A 1620-nucleotide genomic window follows, 5' to 3' on the forward strand; every position below is an offset into this window, starting at 1 on the left:
AAGGGCCCCACCGCTTGCGGTGGGGCCCTTCGACGTGCCCTGGTCTCAGTTTTAGTCTCGTTTACTTACGACCTTCGCGACATTTCACCCGGGCGTCGTGACGTGGCTCCCCCTCGGCGGTCATTCCGGTCGGTCTGCACCCCGGGACCTGGCCGAGGGTCGCTCCCGCTCCGCTCCTGGATTGCAACGTAGTCGTAGTTGCCCGTGCCGCAGGTGGGTTCGAGGGTCTGGACCACCGTGCGCGGGCTGTCGTAGGGGCCGGAGGGGCAGAAGGGCCTACCGTCCCGGCCGAAGCCGACGGCGGGCCGGCCACCGGGCGGGGAGCCCAGGTGTGCTGCGGCGTCGGCGAAGCCGCTCGCGGGCTCGAAGCCGAGACCGCGGGCGTGGGCGGCCCCGCGCATACATGTACGACTTCAGGGGCTCCTGGGAGCACCTCATCACCGTGGAGCAGTTCCAGACCGCCGAAGCCGGGGGTCACTACCCGCGCTGCGCGGACGGCGCCGGGGCGTGCCCGCCCGAGGACTGTGGCGGCGCCCCCGGCTACAGCGCCCTCAAAGTAACCTCGCCAACCCGGCGCACGAGGAACGCCACGCCATGCTGGAGTGGCCCGGACTCCGGTCCGCCACGGAATTCCCCCTGACCGTTTCGCGCCCGACGAGGCCAACGCGCGACTTCTGAGCCTCACGACACCTTGAAGGGCATGAAGGACGAGCCGTCCAGTCACGTCCCCTTTCGCGGCACACGTTGGTAAGGGGGCAAATACCAGGAGTATGGTCTCCTGTATGGCGACAACCAAGAAGGTAACGGTGACGATCCCCGAGGATCTCCTGGACGAGATCCGCGCGGAGGCGGCAGAGCGGGGCCTGTCCGCATACGTCACCGAGGCCCTGCGCTTCAAGCGCGACCGGGACCGGCTGCGCGAACTGTCCGACTGGCTACAGGAGGAACACGGCCCCCTCAGCGAGGATGAGCGCACGACCGCGCTCGAGGGACTGGAGGAACTCGATGCCGAGCACGAGCGCCGCCGCGCCGCCGCAAGCCTCAGTGCCGGAGAGGCCGCGTGAAGAAGCGGGCCACCGAGCAGAGGCAGCGCCCCTTGCGCGTCTTCGTACTCGACTGCGAAGCTCTGTCCCTGGCCGTGCGCGGCGACCGGAAGATGATCGCCTGGCTCGACCTCGCGGCACGAGGTGAGGCCGAGGTGGTGACTTCCCCGATGACGCTGGTCGAGGCGTACGACGGCAGAACCACGGAGCAGCGCTGGGACTGGGTGCTCTCCCGGCTCAGGGTCGCCGACATCGGAAAGGACGAGGCACGCCAGGCTCGCCGCCTGTTGGCTGACGCCAAGCTGCACGGCCACAAGTACGCGATCGACGCGGTGCTCGCCGTCGTCGCGCGCCAGCAGAAGGGGCAGGTCACCGTCTTTACCTCGGACGTGGACGACCTGGAGAAGCTGGTTCCGGAGTCGATCGTCGTCAAGAAGGTGTGACCCGGCGCCCCGGTCTCAGTTCCGGTCTCATTCGCCCCCGTCCAGCGCCGTTCAACAACCGTCCGACGCTGGGCTCCGTCCCAGGTGAGGACGCCCCTGTCCCCCGCCGAACACCAAGACGAACATTTGGAAAG

At 68.6% G+C, this 1620-nt stretch carries 3 protein-coding genes; all 3 read left to right on the forward strand.

The window, feature by feature from the left end; all coding sequences use genetic code 11:
• The first annotated feature begins 403 nt into the window (after positions 1–403).
• A complete protein-coding gene (locus IH13_RS40250) occupies positions 404–640 on the forward strand; it encodes a plasmid pRiA4b ORF-3 family protein (RefSeq protein WP_234433169.1) in 237 nt (78 codons plus the stop codon).
• Between the two features lie 142 nt (positions 641–782).
• The gene (locus IH13_RS0100330) at positions 783–1064 is read left to right on the forward strand and encodes a ribbon-helix-helix domain-containing protein (protein ID WP_234433170.1); all 282 of its coding nucleotides are present in this window, start codon (positions 783–785) and stop codon (positions 1062–1064) included.
• Entirely contained in the window at positions 1061–1486 is a 426-nt protein-coding gene (locus IH13_RS0100335; RefSeq protein WP_031079968.1) for a PIN domain-containing protein, read from the forward strand. Before IH13_RS0100330 ends, IH13_RS0100335 begins: the two co-directional genes overlap by 4 nt.
• Positions 1487–1620 lie beyond the last annotated feature (134 nt).

Source organism: Streptomyces sp. NRRL WC-3549, from assembly GCF_000721935.1.
Classification (GTDB): Bacteria; Actinomycetota; Actinomycetes; order Streptomycetales; family Streptomycetaceae; genus Streptomyces.